The sequence below is a fragment of the Anaeromicropila herbilytica genome (genome assembly GCF_016591975.1).
In the GTDB taxonomy this organism is placed as follows: domain Bacteria; phylum Bacillota; class Clostridia; order Lachnospirales; family Lachnospiraceae; genus Anaeromicropila; species Anaeromicropila herbilytica.
Genome location: NZ_AP024169.1, coordinates 5,052,501 through 5,073,866, shown reverse-complemented (window position 1 = coordinate 5,073,866; position 21,366 = coordinate 5,052,501). Strand labels below are relative to the sequence as shown.

General features: G+C 30.3%; 19 protein-coding genes and 2 tRNA genes (1 of these 21 cut by a window edge). 11 read left to right on the top strand and 10 right to left on the bottom strand.

Annotated features, from left to right (window positions below):
* Positions 1-402 precede the first annotated feature (402 nt).
* The 6 genes from adhE (at position 403) to bsdtb5_RS21650 (ending at position 7,839) form a co-directional block, all read left to right on the top strand.
* Complete coding sequence (gene adhE / locus bsdtb5_RS21675) at positions 403-3,042, top strand: bifunctional acetaldehyde-CoA/alcohol dehydrogenase (RefSeq protein ID WP_271714006.1); 2,640 nt, start codon at positions 403-405, stop codon at positions 3,040-3,042.
* A gap of 361 nt (positions 3,043-3,403) precedes the next feature.
* Positions 3,404-4,468 carry an HD-GYP domain-containing protein gene (locus bsdtb5_RS21670; RefSeq protein ID WP_271714005.1) on the top strand — a complete coding sequence of 355 codons (1,065 nt, stop codon included), beginning with the start codon at positions 3,404-3,406 and terminating at the stop codon, positions 4,466-4,468.
* Positions 4,469-4,693: 225 nt separating this feature from the next.
* On the top strand, positions 4,694-5,578 hold the full coding sequence (locus tag bsdtb5_RS21665) for a DUF3881 family protein (RefSeq protein ID WP_271714004.1): 885 nt from the start codon (positions 4,694-4,696) through the stop codon (positions 5,576-5,578).
* A gap of 186 nt (positions 5,579-5,764) precedes the next feature.
* Positions 5,765-5,836, top strand: a tRNA-Arg gene (locus tag bsdtb5_RS21660).
* A gap of 315 nt (positions 5,837-6,151) precedes the next feature.
* On the top strand, positions 6,152-6,736 hold the full coding sequence (locus tag bsdtb5_RS21655) for a hypothetical protein (RefSeq protein WP_271714003.1): 585 nt from the start codon (positions 6,152-6,154) through the stop codon (positions 6,734-6,736).
* A 119-nt stretch (positions 6,737-6,855) separates the two neighbouring features.
* Positions 6,856-7,839, top strand: coding sequence for a 3'-5' exonuclease (locus tag bsdtb5_RS21650; RefSeq protein ID WP_271714002.1), 984 nt, complete (start codon positions 6,856-6,858; stop codon positions 7,837-7,839).
* A 57-nt stretch (positions 7,840-7,896) separates the two neighbouring features.
* Here bsdtb5_RS21650 and bsdtb5_RS21645 read toward each other — a convergent pair whose 3' ends face one another.
* The 10 genes from bsdtb5_RS21645 to bsdtb5_RS21600 form a co-directional block, all read right to left on the bottom strand.
* Positions 7,897-9,264, bottom strand: a complete 1,368-nt coding sequence (locus tag bsdtb5_RS21645; protein ID WP_271714001.1) for a D-alanyl-D-alanine carboxypeptidase family protein — start codon at positions 9,262-9,264, stop codon at positions 7,897-7,899.
* A gap of 267 nt (positions 9,265-9,531) precedes the next feature.
* Positions 9,532-10,155: a V-type ATP synthase subunit D gene (locus tag bsdtb5_RS21640; protein WP_271714000.1), complete on the bottom strand. Its 624-nt coding sequence runs from the start codon at positions 10,153-10,155 to the stop codon at positions 9,532-9,534.
* Positions 10,156-10,173: 18 nt separating this feature from the next.
* A complete protein-coding gene (locus bsdtb5_RS21635; protein WP_271713999.1) occupies positions 10,174-11,580 on the bottom strand; it encodes a V-type ATP synthase subunit B in 1,407 nt (468 codons plus the stop codon).
* Between the two features lie 13 nt (positions 11,581-11,593).
* Positions 11,594-13,360: a V-type ATP synthase subunit A gene (locus tag bsdtb5_RS21630; protein ID WP_271713998.1), complete on the bottom strand. Its 1,767-nt coding sequence runs from the start codon at positions 13,358-13,360 to the stop codon at positions 11,594-11,596.
* A 58-nt stretch (positions 13,361-13,418) separates the two neighbouring features.
* Positions 13,419-13,985 carry a V-type ATP synthase subunit E gene (locus bsdtb5_RS21625; protein WP_271713997.1) on the bottom strand — a complete coding sequence of 189 codons (567 nt, stop codon included), beginning with the start codon at positions 13,983-13,985 and terminating at the stop codon, positions 13,419-13,421.
* 15 nt (positions 13,986-14,000) lie between these two features.
* Positions 14,001-14,309 (bottom strand): V-type ATP synthase subunit F, encoded by a 309-nt coding sequence (locus bsdtb5_RS21620; protein ID WP_271713996.1) that lies wholly within the window; start codon positions 14,307-14,309, stop codon positions 14,001-14,003.
* Between the two features lie 9 nt (positions 14,310-14,318).
* Positions 14,319-14,738, bottom strand: coding sequence for an ATP synthase subunit C (locus bsdtb5_RS21615; RefSeq protein WP_271713995.1), 420 nt, complete (start codon positions 14,736-14,738; stop codon positions 14,319-14,321).
* A gap of 110 nt (positions 14,739-14,848) precedes the next feature.
* On the bottom strand, positions 14,849-16,753 hold the full coding sequence (locus bsdtb5_RS21610; RefSeq protein ID WP_271713994.1) for a V-type ATP synthase subunit I: 1,905 nt from the start codon (positions 16,751-16,753) through the stop codon (positions 14,849-14,851).
* Positions 16,754-16,774: 21 nt separating this feature from the next.
* Positions 16,775-17,809: a V0D/AC39 family V-type ATPase subunit gene (locus bsdtb5_RS21605; RefSeq protein ID WP_271713993.1), complete on the bottom strand. Its 1,035-nt coding sequence runs from the start codon at positions 17,807-17,809 to the stop codon at positions 16,775-16,777.
* A gap of 4 nt (positions 17,810-17,813) precedes the next feature.
* Complete coding sequence (locus tag bsdtb5_RS21600; RefSeq protein WP_271713992.1) at positions 17,814-18,125, bottom strand: hypothetical protein; 312 nt, start codon at positions 18,123-18,125, stop codon at positions 17,814-17,816.
* Positions 18,126-18,600: 475 nt separating this feature from the next.
* Here bsdtb5_RS21600 and trmB point away from each other — a divergent pair, with 475 nt between their 5' ends.
* From trmB to bsdtb5_RS21575, 5 genes are all read left to right on the top strand, one after another.
* Positions 18,601-19,236 (top strand): tRNA (guanosine(46)-N7)-methyltransferase TrmB, encoded by a 636-nt coding sequence (gene trmB, locus bsdtb5_RS21595; RefSeq protein ID WP_271713991.1) that lies wholly within the window; start codon positions 18,601-18,603, stop codon positions 19,234-19,236.
* Between the two features lie 282 nt (positions 19,237-19,518).
* On the top strand, positions 19,519-19,656 hold the full coding sequence (locus bsdtb5_RS21590) for a hypothetical protein (protein WP_271713990.1): 138 nt from the start codon (positions 19,519-19,521) through the stop codon (positions 19,654-19,656).
* 22 nt (positions 19,657-19,678) lie between these two features.
* The gene (gene trxA, locus bsdtb5_RS21585; protein WP_271716164.1) at positions 19,679-19,996 is read left to right on the top strand and encodes a thioredoxin; all 318 of its coding nucleotides are present in this window, start codon (positions 19,679-19,681) and stop codon (positions 19,994-19,996) included.
* A gap of 205 nt (positions 19,997-20,201) precedes the next feature.
* Positions 20,202-20,274, top strand: a tRNA-Lys gene (locus tag bsdtb5_RS21580).
* A gap of 586 nt (positions 20,275-20,860) precedes the next feature.
* On the top strand, positions 20,861-21,366 hold the 5' portion of the coding sequence (locus tag bsdtb5_RS21575) for a methyl-accepting chemotaxis protein (protein WP_271713989.1). The gene runs 1,354 nt beyond the window's last position; only the first 506 of its 1,860 coding nucleotides appear in the window; it begins with the start codon at positions 20,861-20,863; its stop codon lies beyond the right edge, outside the window.

Sequence of the window (21,366 nt, the reverse complement as noted above, 5' to 3'; positions counted from 1 at the left end):
AGTATAAAGTATACAATATACAAATAGATATATGTTAAAAAAATATCAAATAAAATATTAATAGAAATAAAGTTGAATTATAATAATTTTAAAAAACAGACAAATTCAGATAAGAAAATACCTTATTTTAAGTTAAATTAGATATATGTAAGAGCAAAATATTCTTTGAATTATAGAATTACTACTAAATATACCATTAAATTGATAGAACAATTATTATAAAATGCATAACTTAAGAATAGAAATTACTATAAGATTTTATAATAAAGTTAATATTGACAAATTATTAACAAACTAATATAATCAAAGTAGTTAATAAATAATTGATTGACAAATCATATTGTTAATTTTTTGACACAATTAACATAACAATAGTATTTCAAATTAGGAGGATAATCCATCATGGCAAAAAAAGATCAAGTACAAGAAGAAATCAAAGTACAGGCTACAACAGGATTAGTAGATAGTGTTGATGCGCTAGTTGCTAAAATGAATGAGATTAGAGAAGCTCAAAGAATATTTGCTACTTATACTCAAGAACAAGTTGATAAAATCTTCTTAGCTGCAGCTACAGCAGCTAATAAACAAAGAATACCTTTAGCTAAAATGGCAGTTGAAGAAACTGGAATGGGTATTGTTGAAGATAAAGTAATTAAAAATCACTATGCAGCTGAGTATATTTACAATGCATATAAAGATACAAAAACATGTGGTGTTCTTGAAGAAGATACATCATTTGGTATTAAGAAAATCGCTGAACCAATCGGTCTAGTAGCAGCAGTTATTCCTACTACTAATCCAACATCAACAGCAATCTTCAAAACATTAATTTGTCTTAAAACTAGAAATGCTATTATTATTAGTCCACATCCACGTGCTAAAAATTCAACAATTGCAGCAGCTAAAGTTGTTCTAGATGCAGCAGTAGCAGCAGGAGCTCCAGCTGGAATTATTGGATGGATTGACGTTCCTTCACTTGAACTTACTAACGAAGTAATGAAGAGTGCAGACACTATCTTAGCTACAGGTGGTCCTGGTATGGTTAAAGCTGCTTATTCATCAGGTAAACCAGCACTAGGTGTTGGTGCAGGTAATACTCCAGTAATCATGGATGAATCTTGTGATGTTAGATTAGCTGTTAACTCATTAATTCACTCAAAAACATTTGATAATGGTATGATTTGTGCGTCAGAACAATCAGTTATCGTAAGCGATAAAATCTATGATCAAGTAAGAAAAGAATTCTTAGATCGTGGATGTTATATTTGTAATAAAGAAGAAACTCAAAAAGTTAGAGAAACTATTCTTATCAATGGTGCTCTTAACGCTAAGATCGTTGGTCAAAGTGCTCATACAATTGCTAAATTAGCTGGATTTGATATTCCTGAATCAGCTAAAGTTCTTATTGGTGAAGTTGAATCAGTTGAATTAGAAGAACAATTTGCACATGAAAAACTTTCTCCAGTATTAGCTATGTACAAAGCATCATCATTTGATGAAGCTGTTGCAAAAGCTGAAAGACTTGTAGCTGACGGTGGATATGGCCATACTTCTTCATTATATATTAATGTAGGTACTGGTAAAGAAAAAATGGATAAATTCCAAGCTGCAATGAAGACTTGTAGAATTCTTATCAATACTCCAGCAGCACAAGGTGGTATTGGAGATATCTATAACTTCGGTTTAGCACCATCTTTAACTCTTGGTTGTGGATCATGGGGTGGAAACTCTGTATCAGAAAACGTTGGAGTAAAACACCTTATCAATATTAAGACAGTTGCTGAGAGGAGAGAAAATATGCTTTGGTTTAGAGCACCTGAAAAAGTTTACTTTAAGAAAGGATGTTTACCTGTAGCTCTTGATGAATTAAAGAACGTAATGGGTAAGAAAAAAGCATTTATCGTAACTGACTCCTTCTTATATAAAAATGGATATACTAAATGTGTTACAGATCAATTAGATGCAATGGGTATTCAACATACTACTTTCTATGAAGTAGCTCCAGATCCAACTTTAGCTTGTGCTAAAGAAGGTGCTAAAGCTATGAGATCATTCGAACCAGATTGTATCATTGCTATCGGTGGTGGTTCTGCAATGGATGCTGGTAAGATTATGTGGGTAATGTACGAACATCCAGAAGCTGACTTCATGGATATGGCTATGAGATTCATGGATATTAGAAAACGTGTCTACACATTCCCTAAAATGGGTGAAAAAGCTTACTTTATAGCTGTTCCAACATCATCAGGTACTGGTTCAGAAGTAACACCATTCGCAGTTATCACTGACGAAAAAACTGGACACAAATATCCATTAGCTGATTATGAATTACTTCCTAAGATGGCTATTATTGATGCTGATATGATGATGAGCCAACCAAAAGGATTAACAAGTGCTTCTGGTATCGATGCTCTTACACATGCATTAGAAGCATATGCTTCAATTATGGCTACTGACTATACAGATGGTTTAGCATTAAAAGCTATGAAGAATATCTTTGCTTATTTACCAGATGCATATGAAAAAGGTTCAGAAGATCCAATCGCAAGAGAAAAGATGGCAGATGCATCTACTTTAGCTGGTATGGCATTCGCTAACTCATTCCTTGGATTATGTCACTCAATGGCTCATAAATTAGGTGCTTTCCACCACTTACCACATGGTGTTGCTAATGCATTATTAATAACAGAAATTATGAAATTTAATGCTGTTGCAATTCCAACAAAAATGGGAACATTCTCACAATATCAATATCCACATACATTAGAAAGATATGTAGAATGTGCTAACTTCGTAGGAATTCAAGGTAAAAATGATCAAGAAAAATTTGATAACTTCTTAAAAGCTATTGATGAATTAAAAGCTAAAGTTGGAATCAAAAAATCAATTGCTGAATACGGAATTGATGAAAAGGCATTCCTTGATACTCTTGATTCAATGGTTGAGCAAGCATTTGATGATCAATGTACAGGTGCTAACCCAAGATACCCATTAATGAAAGAAATGAAAGAAATGTATTTAAAAGTTTACTATGGTAAATAATTATATATAAAATATTTAGAAAGCCATCTCATATAGAGATGGCTTTTTTAAAATGGTTTTGTTGAATTATATCTAAAAATAAAATATACAAAAATGCAAGTACTAAAATATAGGAAATGTGTAATATATGAAATAAACACAATTTAGTATATAATGGTATAGATATGGTTTGTAAATTATATTAAAGCAAATAATAATAGTATTAATACTTTAATATAATTTTTTATCAAAATACATAATTGGGTATATTTGAAGAATCATTTATTTAGTAGTAGAGATTTAATTAATTATGTAGTATTATTGTATATAAATAGGAATAATGTATAAGAATTTGCATGCAATTTAATGAGATGGTGATAATATGAGAAAAGTATCAATTAATACGCTTAAAGGAAATGAAAAGTTAGCTAGGAATGTGTGGAGTGATACGGGAATAGTTTTAATGTCAGAAGGAACTTATTTAAAGAAAGAATATATTCCTCGTCTAAAAGAGTTAAATATTGGTTATATTTATATTGATGATGATTTAGGAAAAGGCATCAAAGTAGATGAAATTATAGAAGAACAGATCAAAGAACAATGTCAAAATGTAGTAAAAGATACTATTCAAAAGTATTTCTATAATGGAAATAATAAATTGGAGAAGTTAAAAATAGTAGCAGAAGATATTATATTAGATATGTTGGAACAATCTGAGGTTATGTATAACATTTCAGGTGTTAGAGAAAAGAGTGAAAGCCTTTACTCACACAGTGTAAATGTTTGTACGTTGTCAGTTCTAATTGCATTAAGATTAAAACTATCAAAAAAAAGAGTACAGGAAATTGCTATAGGGAGTCTACTACATGATATAGGGTATAATTATATAACATTTAATTATCAAGATAAGAGCATTGATCAATTTTCTGAGTTAGAACGCAGGGAAATTAAAAAACACGTTATTTATGGTTATTCTGCTATTGAAAAAGAAGATTGGTTAAGTCCTATTTCAAAAGATATAATTTTATCACATCATGAAAATATAAATGGTGAAGGTTATCCTTTTCATTTAAAAGGAGATAGAATTAAGCTTGAAAGTAAAATTGTTGCTGTATGTGATGAGTTTGATCGTCTTGTATATGGAACTTTTACAAAACCAATGAAAGTACATGAAACGATAGAATATATTCTTAGCCAGTCAGGAATTCGGTTTGATCAGAATGTAGTAAATGTTTTTAATAAATCTGTTGCTGTTTTTCCTAATAGTTCTACTGTAATTACTAATGAGGGAGAAATAGGAATTGTATTAAGGCAAAATTCGGGTTTTCCTGCAAGACCGGTAATTAGAATTGTAAAAGATAAAGATGGTAATAATACAGAGAATTGGATGGAGAAGGATTTAACAAAGATACTTAATATTTTTATTGTAGATACAATAGAAATTTAATATGAATTTTATTTCATTGAAAAAGATTATCTAAATAGCTATAAATTTATAGCTATTTTGTTTTGAATAAAAATAATCAAAGTTATTCATAGTTATATAATTGTCAATATAATTTTACTTGAAGCATATGTTTATAATTGATATAATAGTACGTAACCTATTTAGTGATAAAACAAAATTTAAATGTATGATTATAAATAATATTTATAGAAGGCGGTGATAAGTATGCATAGCTATTTAAGAGCAATTGGATTTAGTAATGTTAGAAGTAGAAGTGATTTAGATAAAATTATTGGAACTATTATGAACGAACCAACAAATAAGACAACTACAAAAGTTAATGATAAGGTAATCTTAACCGAGATTACAAAGAATTTTTCTGAAAGAATGGGAATTACTATTCGTGGTGAATATGATGAATTTGGCTTCTTCCATTTGGAGCATTATTTTCCTCATTTTTGTGGCCAGATGGTGACTGCGAAGGAGGATGTTGTAGTAAATAAGAAAGTAGATACGGATTCATATACTGGTATGTGTGATGATATACGTTTGGGAGTATCTTTAATATTTTATCTTCAAAATGTGATCGATTATATAGAGAAAAAGAAGGTAAAGGATTTCCCTAGTATCATTGTTCCAGTGACATTATCTGGTCTTTCTATAGAAGGTAAAATATTATTACCTCTTGATAAAACAGAAAAACAGATACGTAATAATAAAGCTGATACTAAGTATAGAAATAACCTTATAGCAGAAGCTAAAAAAGGTAATCAAGATGCAATTGATAGTTTAACGATTGACGATATTGATTTATATGCATTAATCTCGAAGCGGGCAAAACATGAAGATATTTATTCGATTGTAGATACTTCATTTGTACCATATGGTGCTGAATCTGATAATTACTCTATATTGGGAACTATTCTTGATTCAAAATTGATAAACAATGAATTTACCAAGGAAAGTATATATGATTTATTAATTGAGTGTAATGACTTAATATTAAATATATGTATTAATAAAGAAGATTTATTAGGAGAGCCATCTGTTGGAAGACGTTTTAAGGGAAACATTTGGATGCAAGGATTTATTGATTTTTCAGAAGTGTAGGTTGTATCTTAATAGTAAAAATGAAGTTTTGGTTCAATAAAGCACATAATTGTGATTAAATTTATTATAATATTAATATTGACTTAAATATAATTTAAAGATAAAATAGATATGTTGCTAAAATATACAAATGAAAATAGTATATTAGTGTAAGACATGATTTTACAATTATAAATATGTCTGCATGCCCTCATAGTTAAATGGATATAACAAGCCCCTCCTAAGGGCTAGTTACAAGTTCGATTCTTGTTGGGGGTGTTTATTTTGAATGCTGTAGGCCCTAGAATTGGACTTACAGCATTTTTTATAATATATGATTAGTTATTTTATATATTATAAAATCTTACAATACAAATGATTGTAATAATATACAAAATATATTATGATTATCATATAGTAGTCACAATAGTATGAGAATAAACAATAAAATACAAATAATGAGGATAATAGTGTGGAGAAATTTATTTCACTACCTCGATTTGAAAGCGATTAGAATTTGCTAATAGAATCTAGTGTGAAATTAATTCACACCCCTGATTTGTATATCGCCAATGGCGACGGAGGGGAGCTAACATGAAGCATAAGTTTAGTTTTATAGGTTTTAGTTTATTTTTTTTATTAAGTATAATGATGGAAGCTTATTGCTTACTAGAAACAAGAAATGATTTAATTAGTATTATAGGAATGGGAGTGGTCGTACTTATTTCTGCATATTTAGTTTTAGATGTAGGAATTACGCAACTTGATGGATTACGAAAAAATGAAGCAAATGATAGTTGTAACTATGAAAGTCTTAACAAAAAATTAGAAGAGATGGAAAATATACAAAAGGCTATTTATGTTTCAACCAAAAAAAGCTATAATTTGATAGATGATAAATTATTTGTCATAACTAAGCTATTAGAGGAACAAAAAACGCTAAATGATACTATAATAATGTATGGTAGTAAATATAACGAAATATTAGAAAATATACAAAGTTCTGTATTAAAAAATAATGAAGTAAGTAAAAGAGAATCAGGAAATGACAATATAAAAGAAAATAATGAAAATCAATCAGTTGATGAAAAATTAGCTGCTCTTGATATAGATATGTCAGATCCTAACAAGAAGCTTAGCCCAGATGAAATTGCACTACTATTTAATCAATTAAGTTAATGTAAATTAAGAATATATACACTCATGTTTTGCTGGCATTAATGGAGCAGATGGGAGCTGTATGATATCATCGTATATAGAAATGGGAGTAAAACCATAAGAGTAAAGTTGGTGAAAAAATGAACTACATCATATTGGATCTAGAATGGAATCAAAGTCCAACAGGGAAGGGCACTGAAAATAAAGAGATACCTTTCGAAATAATAGAGATAGGTGCTGTTAAATTAGATGAAGACAGGAACAAGATTTCTGAATTTAGTGAATTAATTAAACCCCAAATATATCATGAGATACATTATAAAACTGAAGAAATTATTCATATAAAAATGGAAGATTTAAAGAACAAAGAAACTTTTCCAAAAGTTATAAAACATTTTTTTGATTGGTGTGGGGATGACTATATCTTTTGTACTTGGGGAGCGATGGATTTAACAGAAATGCAACGAAATATGAAGTATTTCCAAGTTAAAGAATTAAGAGATAGGCCTATAAAGTATTATGATATACAGAAAATATTTGCATTGATATACGATAATGCAGAAATTACAAGGACATTAGAATATGCCATTGATTATATTAATATAAGTAAAAAGGAATCCTTTCATAGGGCGTTAAATGACGCAAATTATGCAGCATTAATATTTAAACAAATGGATATAGATATTGCTCAGAAAAACTATTCCTTGGATTATTTCTATAATCCTAAAAGAAAAGAAGATGAAATCAAATTAGTCTATGAGAATTATTCAAAAGAAATATCAACAGAATTTAATTCAAAAGAGTTAGCATTACAGGATAAGGATGTTAGATCTACAGTATGCTATAAATGTGGTAAAAGAGCCACCAAAAAAATTCGTTGGTTTTCATCAAGTGCTAAGGTATATTATTGCTTAGCATATTGTAAAGAACATGGCTACATCGTGGGTAAAATACGTATTAAAAAAACGATAGATGGAAAGAGTTTTGCAGTAAAAACCCTTAAAATTGTAAGCGAAGAAGAAGCAAACTTAATTAAATTCAAGCAAGAAGAACTAAGAGTTAAAAGAAGAAAGAAAAGAAATAATAAACGATTACAAGAAATAAAAAAAAGAAATAATGCATAGTGCAGTATTTCTTTTTTTATTTCTTGTAATGTTAATAAGTAACTTATTTTTGGTCAATTAATAATATCGATTGCTTGTCCTGGATTTTCTAAAGTATGCAGAATTTCTTCTTCTCGCACGAACAACCAAAATATAATAAGCAATAAAGCTGAGGCAAACAATGGAAGATATACATATAATTATAAATAATTTCAGATGTTTATTAGCATCAAGAGTATCATATTTATTTGTGGTTTTATTTTGATTTTGATCAATAAGTAAAGTTTTTGTTTTAGTACTATCATATGTTATATCAGAAGTACCTACTGTTTTACCTTTGTAAGTATATGTGATAGAACCAATTACAGTGTTATCCTTTGAATCCCCGGTTTTATTACTATAATTAATTGATTTCGTTACATCTTTTATATTTGCGGAATTAGGTAATACAACAATACCTTTTGTAGAAGTTTGTAGTGGTGTATTTTGCTTGTCAAACAAGGTATTATATCTAGTGAAAAATGGTGTATTGTCACTTAAGGCAGTACCAGTTTGTTCTGAAAGGTTATATGCTGTGTAATTATTAAAGCCAAAGTCTAAAAGCTCAGCGGTATCGGTGTACTGATGGACTGGATCTGAATGCATAACTACACATATGAGCTCCAGATCGCCCTTTTTAGCGAATGTAACAAGTGTATTCTTAGATATGGTCGTATAGCCAGTTTTACCGCCTATACAGCCATCATAATGATAACAAGTACTACGTAACATTTTATGATGGTTTGTTAAATACCTAGACTCCTTTTGAATATTTGTTGGTGGTATTACATAAGATACTGTTGAAGTTACCTTACGAAATGTACTATTGCTTATTGCAGCTTTCGATATGAGTGCCATGTCATATGCGCTTGTATAATGTTTATCATTATGTAAACCATTTGAGTTAACAAAATGAGAATCTTTACAGCCAAGTTCTTTTGCTTTTTGATTCATTAAATCAGCAAAAGACTTCATGTTGCCAGCAACATGTTCTGCAATTCCATAGGCTACTTCATTTGCAGATTCTAGCATAATACCATATAAACACTGTTCAACAGTTAGTTTTTCACCAACGTCAATACCTATATGGCTGCTATCACGTTCAATACCAAATATAGCAGTTCTAGAGAAAGTAACAATTTCGTTCAGTGAACAATTTTCTATTGCTAATAATGTTGTTAATATTTTTGTTATACTTGCAGGATAAAAGCGTTTGTGAATATTCTTTTCATATAAAATAAGGCCTGTATTGGCATCCATTATAATTGCAGCATCTGATGTAACAGAAGGACCTTTTGGCCATACTGTATTACTAGGGTTATCCTTCCTTGCTTTAGCAGCATATACTGTATGTGAATCAGAAAATACTAATAAACTTATTAGAAGTATTGTTACTATTCTTTTCATTAAAAATTAACTCCTATCTTAGTGCTTTCGCTTGTTTTTGATTGGTGTGGATATATAATTAAATTTATCGCTATATATTACAAATACAGCGATTATAAACAATATATGAGTGGAATTTTTAGCAAAACCACATAAACATTATAGTTTATTTCTATAAGTCTGGCAATAATAAAAAATCATTTAGTTATTAAAATAGTACCAATATTTTGCGAAATAAGATATAAAAAATGGGTAATCTAGATGTTCTAGATTACCCATTTGATTATTTTATTTCTTTTTAGACTGTGTACGTTTAATTACCTTAAGTCTTGTGAATTCCTCACGCTCTTTTTCTTCTAGAGCATTTTGAATCTCTATTGTCAAACTAGTGTATTGAGGAATCGTAATATTTTTAAGGGCATTTGCACGTTTTTGGGTCTTTTTAATATTAGTAGCTAATCGGTACGCTGAATTTTCAATCATGGAAAGATGAATGGTAAGCTCTTTTACTTTTGAAAAGTGATTACATGCTTCATCTAAAGATACCTTTGTACCATAAAATGAATAAGAAGGTTTCTGCTCAATATCATTGTATTCTACAAGAGGAATTTCGGTACCCATAATACTTCTGTACTTTATTCGAATAGAATCTTCTGCAGGAACAGAACTGCTGACATCAGATACATTACGAATACCCATTTCAATATTCGCTTTTTGAAGTGCAGCATAAGCTTCTGTAAAGGTACTATCAATCTCAGATTGAATGTGTTTTGCAGTACTGATTAGTTCCATAAGTTCTCGAATAAGAATATTACGCTTTTTATCCATTAGCTCATAGCCTTGTTTTGCAAGAGCAAGAGAGTTTTTCGCCAATATTAAATTACCCTTTGTAGGAAAAGTATTTGGATTCATTCACTCACCTCTTAAGCTTTATTCTTCATTCTCAACACTTTCATTATTAGTAGGTGCTTTATAATATTTTTCAAGAATCTTAGTATCGATACGGTCAAGTTCTTCTCTTGGTAAGATCGTAAGTAGTTCCCAACCTAGATCTAAGGTATACTCAATTGATCTATCTTCTGTAGTAGTTTGAGTAATAAACTGACTTTCAAATGCAGCACCAAATTTAAGATACTTCTTATCAAGTGGTGATAACTCATCTTCACCAATAACGCTTGCTAGGGCACGAGCTTCACCCACTCTTGCATAAGAAGAGAATAATTGGTTTGCTAGGTCATTGTGATCTTCTCTCGTATATCCTTTACCGATACCATCCTTCATAAGACGTGATAGTGAAGGTAATACGTTAATTGGTGGATATACAGCTTTTTGATATAAAGAACGTTCAAGAACGATCTGTCCCTCAGTAATATATCCTGTTAAGTCAGGAATTGGGTGAGTAATATCATCATTAGGCATTGTTAAGATAGGAATCTGAGTAACAGAACCTTTCGCGCCTTTAACGATACCAGCACGCTCATATAAAGTAGCTAATTCACTATATAAGTATCCTGGGTAACCTTTTCTACTTGGAATTTCACCTTTAGAAGATGAAACCTCACGCATTGCTTCTGCGAAGGAAGTCATATCTGTTGTAATAACAAGGATGTGTTTTCCTTTTTCATAAGCTAAATATTCAGCAGCAGTAAGTGCAACCTTAGGAGTGATAAGACGTTCAACTACTGGGTCATTTGCTAAGTTAAGGAACATAACAACGTGTGAACTAACGCCACTTTCTTCGAATGTTTTACGGAAGAATTCGGCAACGTCATGTTTAACACCCATTGCAGCGAATACAATCGCAAATTCTTCATCAGAATCACTACCAAGTGATGCTTGACGTACGATCTGTGCAGCTAATTGATCGTGAGGAAGACCATTACCTGAGAAGATAGGTAATTTTTGACCACGAATTAAAGTAGTCAAACAGTCAATTGTAGAGATACCAGTTTTAATAAAGTTTCTTGGGTATTCTCTTGATACTGGGTTTAATGGAAGACCATTTACGTTTCTCTTATCATCAGAGATAATAGGACCTAGTCCATCGATTGGTTGACCAATACCGTTGAATACACGACCAAGGATATCCTCTGATAGAGCAACTTCCATTGGGTGGCCTGTTAATCTTGTATGAGTATTGTTAAGGGACATTTCATCTGTTCCTTCAAATACTTGGATTACGGCTTTATCTTCGTATACTTCTACGATACGTCCTAATTTCTTTTCAGTGCCATCTACTGTAAGTTCAACAACTTCTTCGTAGAAAGCGCCTTCTACACCTTCTATCGCAATTAGAGGGCCGTTAATTGAATTTAAACCTAAATATTCTATTGACATATTCTTTCCCTCCTTATGCGTTAGATTTCATTAAGTTATTATAGAATTCGTCAATTGCAAGCTTATAATCATTGAATTTATCTAATTCATCATTTGCAACATCATATTTAATTGAAATAAGACGGTCAAAGATTGGACTTTCTTTTAATAATGCCATTGGCATATTCATTCCAATAAGTTTTTTCGCTTTTTCATATAAATAAAGAATTACTTCCATCATTTTCATCTGTTTATCTAATGGTACATAAGTATCAGATGGGTGGAATGCATTTTGTTGAACAAATCCAAGACGAAGAACTCTTGCGATTTCAAGTACAAGTTTTTGATCATCAGGAAGTACATCACTACCAATCAACTTAACAATTTCATTAAGTTCACTTTCTTTTGTTAGGATACCTAATACTTGATTACGGTAATCCATGAATTCAGTACCAACATTTTGAGTAAACCAAGGTGCTAAATCGGTAGTGTAATCGCTATAACTAGTTAACCAGTTAATTGCTGGGAAGTGTCTTGCATAAGCAAGTGATTTATCAAGTGCCCAGAAACAACGAATGAAACGTTTTGTATTTTGAGTAACTGGTTCTGAGAAGTCACCACCTTGAGGTGATACGGCACCGATGATAGATACACTACCTTCTGTTTTGTTAAGATTTTGCATGAAACCAGCACGTTCATAGAATGCAGATAATCTAGATGCTAAGTATGCAGGGAAACCTTCCTCTGCAGGCATTTCTTCTAGACGACCAGATAATTCACGAAGTGCTTCGGCCCATCTTGATGTTGAATCAGCCATGATAGCTACATGGTAACCCATATCTCTATAGTATTCTGCTAATGTGATACCAGTATAGATACTTGCTTCACGAGCAGCAACTGGCATGTTTGAAGTATTTGCAATAAGTGTTGTACGATCAAGTAAAGGATTACCTGATTTAGGGTCAACTAATTTTGAGAAGTCTTCAAGAACTTCTGTCATTTCGTTTCCACGTTCTCCACAACCAATGTAGACAATAAGATCAGCATCACACCATTTTGCTATTTGATGTTGATTCATTGTTTTACCAGTACCGAAACCACCTGGGATCGCAGCAGTACCACCTTTTGCGAGAGGAAATAATGTATCCATGATACGTTGTCCTGTAACAAGTGGTCTATCTGCAGGGTAACGTTTTGCAGATGGTCTTGGAATACGAATTGGCCACTTTTGAGTAAGTGTTAATTCCTTTTCATTACCATCAGCATCAACGATAGTGATGATTGGATCACTAATCGTATATTGACCATCGGATACTACTTTTGTAACTGTACCTGATACGTTTGGAGGAACCATTGATTTATGAACAATAGCTCTAGTTTCAGGTACTTCTGCAATAATAGTACCACCACTTAATTTATCGCCTACTTTTACTGTGATGTGAACATCCCATAATTTTTTTGTATCAAGGGATTCAACGTTAACACCTCTTGAAATATATGCTCCAGATTCTTTTGCTATCTCAGTTAATGGTCTTTCAATACCATCAAAGATACTGCTAATAATACCTGGTGCTAAGGTTACTGATATTGCGCTTCCTGTACCAACTACTTCTTCGCCTGGTCTAAGACCAGTTGTTTCTTCGAATACCTGAATAGTAGTAGTATCCACAGTTAAGGAAATAACTTCACCTACTAATTTTTCTTCACCAACTAATACCATTTCGGCCATCTTAAATCCTAGATTACCTTTTAGGTATATGATTGGTCCGTTTATACCAAAAATCTTACCTTTTCTTTCCATATTGGAGATACCCCCATTTATAATGTATGATAACGAAACGTTACTTTAGTTATTCAAGTTAAATTGTAAATGTATCTTTTTGTTCTGCAAGTTTTGTTGCAAAAGAGTTATCGATAAGTACATTCTTAGCTGGAATCTCAATTCGAGTTCCACCAAGGAATGATAAGTTACTTAATTCAATTTTACTTGATGTTTTAAGTTCTATGTCTGATAAGATTTCCCTATCATCTGAGTCTAAAAATATTTTAATGTCAGAAGTATTAGAGTATTCTTTTGCTTCTAAGATCTGTTTTACTAAAAGATCTTTGTATGCACTAGTTTTACGATACTCATTTACTTTTTTCGCAACATCAACAAATAGTTGTTCTGTTAACTCAGAACTTTTATCACTTAAAACTTTTCTTAATTCGCTAGTTTCGTTCGATAACACTTTATTTTTTTCACGAATTAAGTTTTGAGATTCAAAACCAAAACTAATATCAGCTTTTTTCACTAAGCTAGCTTTTGTTTCTTCAAAAATCTTTTCTAAAGATTCTTTATATTCTTGAATCATAGAATTGCTTTTCTCTGTTGCTTCGTCAATTGCTGACTTATAAAAATAATCTAACTTTTCATCTACATTCATTCTTCTCACCTACTTTTAAAGTTTTAGTCCAATAGCTTCATTAACATAGGAAGTAATAAAGTCAGGTTTTCGTCCTGTACCATGCCTATCAGGTATTTCTACTATAAGTGGTTGGCGACGATTTAATTTTACATCATCAATAATCTCAGGAAACTCCCTACTAAACTTTTCTGTGATTAGAACTATTCCAATGTCTTTATTCGCAATAACTTTATCTAATTGTTCTTTTAGGTGTTTTTTTGAATGGATTACAACTCCATCTACACCCGCAAGACGCATCCCTGTGTACGTATCAACGTTATCGCTGATTAGATACATTTGCATAATTTACACCTACTTTGCTAAGATAAGGAATGTAATTAATAGACCGTAAAGAGCAATACCTTCTGCAAGAGCAACGAATACTAATGATTTACCCATGATAGATGCATCTTCACTAACAGCACCAATAGCAGCTGAAGCAGCACCAGAAACGGCAATACCAGCACCTAAAGCAGCTAAACCAGTTGAAAGAGCAGCTGCGATATATTGAAGACCAGCTGAACCATTGCTTGCTACTGTACTAGCTTCTGCAGCTGATACTTTACCACTGAATAATAATACGTTTGCAATTACAAGAGTACCAAAGAAAAAGAAAACGTTAAATCCTAAAGCAGCTTTTAAGTTGCCTTTCTTTTTTTCACCTAGTAAAAATGCTCCAAATGGAACGATAACGCTTAAAAGAAATGCAGCAATAAAAATAATTTGTGTCATAATAAAATCCTCCTTAAAGTTAAAAAAAATTATTATATTAATATATTGTGTAATAACAAAACTAAACATTTTATTTGTTATAGTATTGTAAAAAGTATTTATTGTAGAAATTAGAATGAATCAAATTTTCTACCAGTTCCTCTGTAAAAACGACTAAACATTTCGTAATACTCAAGTCTTAATACTTGGATACCTACAATTAGTCCTTCAAAGCCAGCAACAAAGATATTTCCTAATATAATAATAACAAAATTAGGATGTGATTCAGTTGCTTTACCAAGCATAAGTACAACTTCCATCATACCAGCATGACTTAGGGCGAAAGCACCAACACGGACAAAGGATACCGTATTAGTAATATAACTTAATATAATTTCGAATAATTCAAAGAAAGCTTCTACAAAGAACATACCTTTATTTTCAGGTAATATTTCTTTTTTTCTTTCTACTAAATGAGTAATAGGTTCTTTTAAGAATATAATAATTAGTGGTAAACCAATAAATAATATCAATAAAATAATAGCTGGTGCACTGCCTGTTGTAAATGCAGTGAAAGCAGATAATAATACTGCAACATAGAAGATAAGACCAGCAATACCATTTTGATCAAAGAAGATCTTTTCGATATCTTTTGCTCTAATCGAATTAATAATATTCATAATCATTGCAACTAAGATAAGGAATATACCAAATCCAATTGCAACACCTAATACAGTCATGGAATCTTCAATAGGCTTTGTCCATAAGGTTGGAATTAAATCTTCATATCCAAAAATACTACCATATAAGAAACCGAAAATTGTAGAAGATAGACCAGCCATTGAGATAATTGCAGCTAAGTCGATTTTCTTTAATTTATAAAGTATAAATCCACCAATTAATAAACATAAACCTTGACCAGCATCTCCGAACATAGCACCAAACATAATTGTATAGGTAATTGCTAAGAAGATAGTTGGATCAATTTCATTATAAGCAGGTAAACCATACATATGAATAAATGCTTCAAATGGTCTAACTAGACTTGGGTTTTTTAATTTAGTAGGTGGTTTTTTTGTTTCATTGAAGTCAATATCTTCAATGAAGCAGTAGACTGTTTTATCGTCTTCAATATCTTTTGCAAAGTTTTTTGCATCTTTGTCACTCATCCATCCACATAATACAAAGAATGAGAATGGAGAAGAGTCTTCATCACTTAATGATTTAGTACATGCTGCTAGCTTACGTACTTCATGATTTTTAGTGATTCGTTTTAAAGTTTCATTTGCTTTTATGATGTCATCAGCAATTACAGATAATTTATCGTGTAATTCTTGTTTAACACTTTCAATTTTAGCAGAAACTTCAGTAAGTTGATTTTGAAGTGATTGATAAGCTTCCTCAGGTTTTCCCTGGTACTCATCTGGGAGATCAATGTTTTCAAAACGTAATGCTAAATACTCTTCATTTACGTCAGCTGCTATAGTGCAAGGAACAAAGTATACAGCCCATACATAATCAAGGTCAGCATCGCATTCAACAAGAATTGTGTTTTGATGTTCATTTACATAATTCTTAAAGTCTTCATAATGCTCTCTTGAAATTCTTCCAAATTGATATTGAACAAACTTAAATTTCATAATTTTATCAATATCATAATCTAAAACGCGGAATGGTTCGATTTGTTTCATCAAATCGTTATAATGGGTTCTTTTATCTCTTAGGCCTTTTAGAATATCATTATAATCTTCAAGCGTAGAGTGGGCACTATTGACAATATCAGCAGCTTGCTTAGAAGTCATCTTATAATTAGAAGAAGCAGGTTTCATATCAATAACCTTTATCAGTTCTTCTGATTTTGTAAGAATATCTCTAAATGGGTTACCTTCAATATAAGGTTTTAAATCTTCTACAGTAGTTAACTCAGATAAAGTATTCTCAAGATGGATTTCGTATTTTGACAAATAAGTATCTGCTACACGATCAATCTCTTTCCTAGGACCTGTTATGCTTATAAATTTCATCTTTTCAATCAAGGTATGCACCTCCAGGTTAAGTTATTGTAACACGTATTTCAAGGTTTCATTAGGCTCAAGATTATAGCGAACACATTCTAGTGCAGTTGTGAGTCTGTCAATCTGTTGAGATTTTAAGAATAAATAGTAAACAATCGGTGCAATTGACGAAGGATTCTTTACTTTGCTAGTCTTGTAAGCTTTTTGTAAAATCTTATAGTAGAGATCTTCAATTGACATTTCTTCTAGCTTATTTGTTTTATAATAATAAGTAGATTCAAATGCTTTTAAGAAATCATCTAATGAATTTGTTTCAATTAATTTAGTGAGATCACTTTTTGAGAGTTTATAGTGGATTGGTATCATACATGAATTAATATCTGTAGAATTTACTTTATAATACTTTTTAAATCTGTAAACCCACAAGATATTAAGTAAATCAATTTCTTTACCAATAAGACTAGATAAAACATTAGAATTAGTTCCTCTAAGTTTTCTCTTAGCGATACCCCAAATCTTTTGAAAATAATAGATATCTAACTGTATCTGATAATCAAATAGTGATTTACTACTTGAATTCTGTAATTTTAAAAATAATGAATGATATTCAGTGTTTCTAAGATTAGAAATAAATTCATCCATTGTTTTTGAATCAGTTAGAGCTTCTACATTAAGATTGAAATGACTGCTTATATGCGGTTTAAAACGTGGTGGCTCCGATATACGTTCCTTATGGAAAATATATTGTAAACATTCTTTTAATACTTTAATTTCAAAATAAGACAAATAAATATCTAAAATTTTTCTTTGCTCTAAAGAAGCAAAACGATATATTTTAGCATAATCAAAAAATATGGTATCACTTAAGATACGTTCTATTTCACCTCTGTGTAGACGCTGCTCATCAAAGCTAGCAAAGAATGAAGCATATCCAGGGTGTTTTTTTAAGTACGCAATAAATTCTGTCGTTGTTTCCATATTAGATAATTTTTTGAAATCATCGCTAGTTAAAAGATGACTTTGCATTGCTCTAACTTTAGTAGTTATAGCACTATATTTAATTAAATTTCCTGACATTTTATCACGCCCCAACTATTTTTTGAAATAATTTGTTAACTAAAGAATCATGATTGGAACTAAAATAGTTAGCTAGCTCCTCTAATTCTTTTTTGGAGTTAGATCTTAAGGTTTCAATTTCATTTTCCAAGTCACTATTTATTTCTTTTTGAAGTGCTTCAAGTTTCTTTTTGTTTTCTTCAGAAATGCTCATTTCTAAATTAGAAATTCTTTGATCAAGTTCTTGATGTAATACAACTTTTTCATCTTCAGCACGTTCTATAATTTCATTTGCTTTTTCTTCAACTTCATTTAAATAAGTTAATACTTTTTCCATTCAAAACAACCTCCCATCTACTGTTTGTAAAGTATTAGTACCACATTAGCGACTTCATTCAACCTATATCATAATACTACTTTTTAGAAAAAAAGCCATAGCAAATTTAGACAAAAAAATCAGTTTTAGGATTAAATATTATACTGATTTGTCATGAGTTACGTTACTATTGTTGATTTATCAAGGCTTTTTGAATTTATTTATTAAGAAAGAGTAAAAAAACTTCGCAAATTATTGGTACTTTTTTAGGACTTTAGTATCAGTTTACATAGGTGAAAAATAAAAAAATTGACTATTATATCATTAAATTTTATAATTTAGTGAGAAAATAATCAGCTTAAAACATATAGCAAGATTAAAAAAATAGTAATAATACTAACAAAATATAGGTTTGCTTAAGTACGGTTATATTATGCAATACAATTTATTTTAGAAAATGGAAATTATATCAAACAAGAGAATAAGGAGAGTAAAGATGCGACTTAGAAATGTAAAAGGTGCAAGAGAGAAAATTGAATCAAATCAATATGTAATAGAAAATCCATCAGAATATAAAGGAAAATGGGATGAGTTGTTTAAAAACAATAATCCAATACACATAGAGATAGGAATGGGCAAAGGAAAATTTATTAAAGAGCTCGCAGATAGCAATAGAGATATTAATTATATTGGAATAGAGAAATTCTCTAGTGTTCTAATCAGAGCATTGGAAAAAAGAGAAGAGTTAATATCAGATAATTTATATTATATAAGAATGGATGCGGAAAGTATTATGGATATTTTTGATAAAGATGAAGTAAAGAGAATTTATTTGAATTTTTCTGATCCTTGGCCAAAAGATCGCCATGCGAAAAGAAGACTTACATCAAAAGAATTTTTTGCTCGTTATAATAATGTTTTAGATAAAGAAGGAGAAGTTATATTTAAGACTGATAATAAAGATTTATTTGATTTCTCCTTAGAGCAAGTAGAATTAGCAAAATGGAACTTGGTAAATTACACATATGATCTTCATAATAGTGAATATGTAGAAGGTAATGTAATGACTGAATATGAAGCTAAATTTGTCACAGAAGGGAAAAAGATTAATCGATTAGTAGCTAGCAGATAAATGAGAACTCCCTTTTTAGTTAAGTTTTAATATTATAATGAAGATTATAATATTAAGTAAGAATAATTCAATAAATTCCACTTATAATATATATGTAGATTTATAATGAAATAACTTGATATTTCTGCTATAATATAATTGTTAAATTATTACCTATTTGATAATCAGTTGTTCGATTCCTGAATATAATATTATGATTATTATGTTAGGTGATATTGTGAAATAAAAAGCTATTTCACACCCTGATTTGTACGTCGCCAAAGGTGACAGATGGGAGCTGAAATGAAAAATCCGGTGAAAAAAAAGTTGTTACAGTCATTTAATTCTAATATAGAACTAAATAAAAAAGCAAACAATCTAAAAAAATCATGGGATGAGGTTGAAGGGTTATTGAAATCAGTTAATAAACCTAAAAAATAGAGGATAAAAGGAGATGTTAATGATGTCACTTAAATTTACAGATGAAAATTTCGAACAAGAGGTAATCAAAGCTGATACACTAGTATTAGTTGATTTTTACGCAGATTGGTGTGGTCCATGTAAGATGATGGCTCCAGTTATAGACGAACTATCTAGTGATTTTGAAGGTACTATTAAGGTAGGAAAATTAAATGTTGATAATTCACCTGCAACTAGTAGTAAATATAAAGTAATGACAATACCGACTTTATTATTTATTAAGAATGGAGAAGTAGTGGATACAATTATTGGCGTTGTACCTAAGGCAACTTTAGTTGAGAAAATAAATAGCTTCAAATAATTTATAAGACAAAATATAAATGCAGGTATTAAAAAGGAACAAGTTTAGGCATGATTTGTTATTTTATTACCTGCATTTATATTTGAAAAATATAATATATTGTAAATTTTTTAAATAATATAAAAAAATACAAAAAAATTAAAAATAGTACTTGCATTTTACTTAATTATAATATATAATTTATCTTGCGTTAAAGATAACGAATGCGCTAATAGCTCAGTTGGTAGAGCACCTGACTCTTAATCAGGGTGTCCAGGGTTCGAGCCCCTGTTGGCGCAGTGAAGGTCCTAGTTTGGCGGAACATACGAGTCCGTTGGGTTGGGGCTTTTTTAGTGCGTAAAATTACATGACAACAAAAATAAAACCTAAAACGATTATTATTTGATTATTGTCGTAATTAAAATAAGTAAGTTTATTTTTATTAGGTATTAACTGTTAAGAATAATCGTGTGAAAATGTTTACAAATAAATAATCAAATGTTATAATAATTTCTAGAATAAACAACATTATGAAAATATAGTCCTAGTTTAGCGGTACAAATACGTCCGCTGGGTTAGGATTTTTTTATTCTAAATTAAGAGAGTATTATTGTATACGACAATTCATTTATGAATACATATAATAGGAAGAAACTAGTTCAATTTACTTGGAATATATTATTTTACTTTTAATTTGAGAGAAAAGCTAAAGAGTAGTATATATGAAAATTTATTAAGTTGATCCAAATTCTAGATTATAAAAGGGAATTTCTTTACATTATACTTTAATATGGTATAATTACATCTTAGTAAAGTGTGAATATTTATATGTCGTAAATATATAATATGAGAAAAAAGAAACTAAAGATTGCAGGAGGATTTATTATGAAGTTGAATTTAAGCTTAAAAAGCCCACTTAGATTAAAGAGCAAAGAGAAGAAATTAAAACTAAGTAGAAAAGATGAGGGGAAAAAAGTACTGACGAATGTAAAAGTTAATGTTATATCCAATATAACTAATTTAAAAAATAAAAAGATAGGGACCAAAGTACTCATTGCGGTTCTAAGTGTAGCACTTGTATCTGTATTATCAAATGTATTAAGTTCTTACTTTATCAGTAAAACTAGTAATGCTGCAAAGTTAGTAAGTAATCAGTATATCAATAGTATAATTTCCTTAGATTCTATACAAACTGATGTAATCTTAATTGACGCACATAGTTCAAAGCACTTCGCTACAGATTTAGGAAGTGATAGAAATAATTTAAGTCGACAAATTGATCAGTTGAAGAGTGAAATAAAGTTAACAATACCAAAATTACAAAAAAATTTAGATAACAATATGAAAAAGGATCTTAGCTCTTTTAAAGAAAGCTACGCTAGCTATACAAG